The sequence below is a fragment of the Micromonospora foliorum genome, from assembly GCF_022229015.1.
GTDB lineage: Bacteria > Actinomycetota > Actinomycetes > Mycobacteriales > Micromonosporaceae > Micromonospora > Micromonospora foliorum.
The window spans coordinates 1-5,012 of sequence record NZ_JAKKFF010000483.1; the positions used below are offsets into that span (position 1 = coordinate 1).

6 protein-coding genes are annotated in these 5,012 nt (G+C 73.9%); 2 read left to right on the plus strand and 4 right to left on the minus strand.

The genetic code is table 11. The annotated features are described in order from the left end of the window. The 4 genes from PSH25_RS28510 to PSH25_RS28525 all read right to left on the minus strand — a co-directional run. Positions 1-1,041: carbohydrate ABC transporter permease (locus tag PSH25_RS28510; RefSeq protein ID WP_238661975.1), on the minus strand; the 1,041-nt coding region annotated here is incomplete at its 3' end. Continuing rightward, positions 1,038-2,297 (minus strand): extracellular solute-binding protein, encoded by a 1,260-nt coding sequence (locus tag PSH25_RS28515; RefSeq protein ID WP_238661976.1) that lies wholly within the window; start codon positions 2,295-2,297, stop codon positions 1,038-1,040. The genes PSH25_RS28515 and PSH25_RS28510, both read right to left, overlap by 4 nt. A gap of 14 nt (positions 2,298-2,311) precedes the next feature. Continuing rightward, positions 2,312-2,944 carry an ATP-binding cassette domain-containing protein gene (locus tag PSH25_RS28520; protein ID WP_238661977.1) on the minus strand — a complete coding sequence of 211 codons (633 nt, stop codon included), beginning with the start codon at positions 2,942-2,944 and terminating at the stop codon, positions 2,312-2,314. A gap of 93 nt (positions 2,945-3,037) precedes the next feature. After that, a complete protein-coding gene (locus tag PSH25_RS28525) occupies positions 3,038-4,015 on the minus strand; it encodes a helix-turn-helix transcriptional regulator (protein WP_238661978.1) in 978 nt (325 codons plus the stop codon). A gap of 44 nt (positions 4,016-4,059) precedes the next feature. On the opposite strand from PSH25_RS28525, the gene PSH25_RS28530 reads away from it, so the two are divergent. Together PSH25_RS28530 and PSH25_RS28535 are read left to right on the plus strand one after the other, a co-directional pair. Beyond that, positions 4,060-4,539 (plus strand): hypothetical protein, encoded by a 480-nt coding sequence (locus PSH25_RS28530; RefSeq protein WP_238661979.1) that lies wholly within the window; start codon positions 4,060-4,062, stop codon positions 4,537-4,539. Further along, positions 4,539-4,994: a hypothetical protein gene (locus PSH25_RS28535; RefSeq protein ID WP_238661980.1), complete on the plus strand. Its 456-nt coding sequence runs from the start codon at positions 4,539-4,541 to the stop codon at positions 4,992-4,994. The genes PSH25_RS28530 and PSH25_RS28535 overlap by 1 nt, the downstream gene beginning before the upstream one ends. Positions 4,995-5,012 lie beyond the last annotated feature (18 nt).

Consider the following 5,012-nt stretch of genomic DNA (forward strand, 5'->3'; position numbering starts at 1 on the left):
GACCAGCACCGCCAGCGGCACCAGCCAGGCGATCGCGGCACCCGCCGCGAGCAGCCGGAACACCCGCCGGGGCGGGGCGACCGGAGCGGGCTCCGGTGTCGCCTCCACGCGCGGCGGGGGCCAGGCCTGCCGGACGAAGAGCGCGGCCACCATGATCCCGCCGATCACCGCCACCAGCCACACCACACCGAGCGCGGCGCCGTCGCCGGTGGTGGTGCCCCCGGAGGTCTGCCAGATCCGCAGCGCGAGCACCGAGGCCTCGTCGCGGACCGAACCGGGGGTCATCACCAGGATGAGGTCGAACGTGCGGCTGGTGCCGACCGCCACCAACGCGAAGACCACCGCGGTCGTCCGCAGCAGCAGTGGCCGCCACTGCGCGTCCCACAGCACATGGCGACGTTTACCGCCGTAGGCGCGGACCGCGTCGGCGAGGCTCGGCGGCACCGCGTCCAGCGCGGAGCGGAAGACCAGCACCGCCAACCCGACCCAGGCCCAGACGAACGCCGACATCAACGCGACGGTGACCATCCCCGGCCCGAGCAACTGCGGCGCGTCCTCGACCGAGCGGCCGGACAGTCGGGTCGCGACCAGGGTGGCCAGCCCCCGGCTCGGGTCCGGGTCGTACATCAGCCGGAAGGTGACCCCGGTGACGACCAGCGGCAACGCCACCGGCACCAGCAGGATCAACCGGACCAGGCCGCCCTCCTCGGAGCGGCGGGACGCGGCGGCGAGCAGATAACCCAGCGCCGTCACCACCGCCGGCACCAGCAGGGCCCAGAGGACCGTCCGGCCGACCACCGCGCCGGTGCCCGGGGCGGCGAGGGCGGTCCGGAAGTGTGCCGCGCCGACCCAGCGACCGTCGGTGGTGACGCTGGCGTGCATGGTCCGCAGCACCGGCCACAGCACCAGCCCGCCGAGCAGCACCGCGGCCGGCAGCAGCAGGGCCGACGTCGCGCCGGCCGCCGGATAGGCCCGACCCCGCCGGGCCGGACCGACGTCGTCGAGGACCGCCAGCTCGCCGAGGACCCGCACCTGGCTCATCGGCCGCCCCCCGCGCTGCGGGCCGCCGCGGCGAGCAGGCCGGTGACCCGACGGATCGCCTCGCCGGCCCGGACCCCGTCGGTGACGTCGGCGAAGAACCCCTGCATGATCCGCCAGATGCCGACCCCGTCCGAGCCGGTGAACGCGCCGGGCAACTGGTCGGAGAGGTCGAAACGCAGGGTGCCGGGCGTGCGCATTTCCTCGGCGAGCCCCTGGCCGACGCGGTCCCGGTAGCTGCCGATCGCGACGTTGGTGTTGGGCGAGAGGTAACCGCCGGCGCGCAGCCACGGCTGGAACGAGTCGGCCCCGGTGAGCCACTCGACCAGCTCGACCCCACCCCGGGCGTCGGCGAACGCCACCGCCGCGTCCCCACCGACGATCAGTGGGCCGCCGCCCGGCTGGGCGCCCGGGAACCGGAACGTGGCCGGCGCCTCCGGGCCGCGCTGGAACGGGTCGGCGACGTCGGCGGTGAAGTCGGCCCCGACGAGCATCACCGCCCGTTTCGTGTGCACCACCTGGATCACCGACTCCTCGTACTGGGTGAGCAGGGCGCGACGGCCGCCGCCGACGAACGCCCCGGTGATGCTCCAGAGCCCGGCGAGCCGGTCCAGCGCGTCGCGCACCGGTCTGCCCTGCCAGTCGGCGTCGGCTCGGGCGAGGGCGTTGTAACTCTCGGGTGCCACGTCGGCCAGGACGTTCTCGAACCAGTCGGTGAGCACCCAACCGTCCGCCGCGCCGATGGCCAGGGGCGCGGGCCCGCCGTCGCGCCGGGCGAGCGCGCCGAGCTCCTGGGTACGCCGGACCAGCGCGTCCCAGTCGGCCGGCTGCACGGGCAGCATCGAGGGCAGGTGCCAGACCAGCGACTTGTGCGCCGCCTTGACCCAGACGCCGTAGCGCTGGCCCTCGGCCGTCAGCAGCTCGCCCATCCCGGCGGGTACGGCGTACTCGGTGGACGCGCGCACCGGGCTCAGCCAGCCGCGCTGGGCGTACTCGGTGACCAGGCCGGGACGCGGCAGGATCGCCACGTCCGGGCTGGTGCCGGCGAGGTGTCGGGCGCGCAGGAACGCGTCGATGTCGTTGCCGGCGCTGACCACCTGCACCGGGGCGGGGTAGCCGGCGACGACCTCGCGGAACCGGTCCAGTTCGCTGGTGCTCCAGACCACCGCGACCTGCACCGACCGGGTTCCGCCGGAGCAGCCGGCGGCCAGCGCGGTGGTGCCCGCGGAGGCGGCGCGCAGCAGCGTACGACGACTCACTCGGGCGGTCGGCCTCATCGGGTCGCCTCGCTCGGCTCGGTGACCAGCTCGTGCCGGACCGGTATCTCGGCCAGGGTGGCCGGGTCGGCGGTGCAGACCAGCACCGCGACCCCGGGCGCGTCCGGTGGCGAGAGTCGGGGCATCAGGTCACCGAGGCGGCTGTCGCCCGCCGAACCGGCCGGCAGGTCGACCACCAGCACCTCGGGCAGGCAGGCCGCCGCTCGGGCGAGCGCCACCCGGAACCGCTGGGCGGCGGAGATCTGGTGCGGCAGCAGGGCGAGGGAGAGCCCCAACTCGAGCCGGTCGACGACGGTGGCCGTCCAGTCGTTGGCCACCTCGTGCACCCGTTCACGTTTGCGCTGGCCGTACTCGATGTTGCGGCGCACGGTGAGCTGCGGCAGCAGCGCGCCACCGGCGGGCACGTAGCCGATCTGCCGGCGGGGCGGGGGCAGGCCGGTGACGTCCCGGTCGCCGACGAGGACGCGACCGGTCACCGGCGGGGCCAGCCCGGCCAGCACCCGGGCCACCGCCGTGCCGAACCGGGGCGGCGCCACCAGGGCGGCGAGCGTGCCGGCGGGAACGTCGAGGGTCACCGGCCCGGTGCCGGGGACGGCGACCAGCGCGTGTAGCCGTAACGTGACCCTCACCTCCGGTGACCATCGATGACCGTCCCAGGGTGGCACACCGTGCCGACAATCGACGCCCCCGACCCTTCCACTGTGGAGAAGGGTCCGGGCTGTTCAGGCGGGGGAGTAGAGCGCCGCGAGCCCGGCCGCCGTGGCGGCCAGCCGCTCGCGCAGCGCCACCGGGGCCAGCACCTCGACGTCGGCGCCGAGGCGCAGCAGCTCACCGTGGGCGTGGGTGAGCGACTCGATCGGCAGCACCGCGCTCACCCAACCACGCGCGTCCGGTGGCCCGGCGCTGGTGTCCATCGCGGTCACCACCGGATCGCTGCCGATCTCGCGCAACCGCTCCCGCCCGGCGGGGGAGAGTCGGACGTGGGCCTCGTCCCGGTGCAGCCGGGCCCGGAACTGCACCACGTGCTCCCGCCACCACGCCGGCAGGTCGAAGTCGGCGGGTCGGTCGAACTCCTGCGCGAGCGGGGTCAGCGCGAGGATCTGGTTGACCCGGTAGGTCGCCGGCGCGCCCCGGCCGGGCTGGTCGGCCACCACATACCAACGGCCGCCCTTGAGCACCAGGCCGTACGGCTCCAGGACCCGGGTCACCTCGCCGTTCCAGCCCCGGTAGCGCACCTCCACGCGGTGCTGCCGCCAGACCGCCTCGGCCGTGCGGGCCAGCTCCGGGGAAGCGTCGCCGTCGGCGTACCACCCGGGAGTGTCCAGGTGGAAGCGTTGTTGCAGTCGGGTCGCCCGGTCGCGCAGCGGCGCGGGGAGCGCGGCGTGCAGCTTGAGTTGCAGCGCCGCCACCACGTCGCCGTAGCCCAACTCGCCGGCCGGCCCGGGCAGCCCGGCGAGGAACAGCCGGTCGGCCTCCTCGGCGGTCAGCCCGGTCAGTCGAGTCCGCCAGCCGTCGACGAGCTGGTAGCCGCCGGCGTGCCCGGCCTCGCCGTAGAGCGGGATGCCGGCGGCGTGCAGCGACTCGACGTCCCGGTAGATGGTGCGAGGGGAGACGGCCAACCGTTCGGCGAGCTGCGCGGCGGTCAACCGCCCGTGCGACTGGAGCAGCAGCAGGACGGAGAGAAGTCGAGAAGCCCGCACTTCACTGACACTAGTTGTCAGGGGACCCGTCCTACCGTCCCGGCATGGCTTTTCGCGACAAGGAACTACGAACGCCCGGACCGGTGCTGGTTGACGGCCGGCAACTCAAGCGCTACCACATAGACCAGCCGGAGCGACCGATCGAACCCGAGGTGGAGAAGGCCGCGTACGACCTGCTGCCCGCGCTGCTGGCCGACGTCGTCGACGACGGCACCCCGGCCTCCGGGTGGGTGGTGCTGCACCGGGGCGCGGTCACCGGCGCCTACCTGCTGGCGTACACCTGGGTCTGGGACAACGCGGTGGAGGTCCGCGTCGCGGCGGCCGGGCAACCGGCGCTGGACTGTCCCGACGACGACCCGGCACACTTCGTCCACCTACGCCGCCCGGCAGTGGGCTGCGTCTGGGAGTTGGCGGTCCTGGAGCACGAGCGGGCCGCCTGGGTCCGGCACATGCTGCTGCCGGAGAGCCCGAATCTGATCGATTATCTGCGTGACACGCGAGCGGAAGGGCCGGTGGGCCGCTGATGGGCGACTTCGACTTCTTTGTGGGCACCTGGAACGTCGTCAACCGGCGGCTGCGCAAGCGGCTGGTCGGCTCCGACGAGTGGGAGGAGTTCCCCGGGGTGTCGGTGGCGCACGGCTTCTTCGCCGGCGGCGGTCACTTCGACGAGATCACGTTCCCGACCAAGGGCTCCGCCGGCGCCACGATCCGGATCTTCGACCCGGCCCGGCAGGAGTGGTCGATCTACTGGATGAGCAGCGACACCGGGGTGCTGGGGCAGCCGCCCATGGTGGGTCGCTTCGTCGACGGGGTGGGCCGCTTCTACGCCGACGACCAGCACGAGGGGCGCCCGGTCCGGTGCCGGTTCATCTGGTCCGACATCAGCGCGACCACCGCCCGCTGGGAGCAGGCGTTCTCGGTCGACGGCGAGCAGACCTGGGAGACCAACTGGATCATGACGTTCACCCGGGCGTCCTAGGCAGTGTCTTCAAAGGAT

What these genes read in the sequence shown, in the direction of transcription:
- PSH25_RS28530 (WP_238661979.1), top strand. Translation starts at nt 4,060, where the DNA reads ATGGCTTTTCGCGACAAGGAACTACGAACGCCCGGACCGGTGCTGGTT.
- PSH25_RS28535 (WP_238661980.1), top strand. Translation starts at nt 4,539, where the DNA reads ATGGGCGACTTCGACTTCTTTGTGGGCACCTGGAACGTCGTCAACCGG.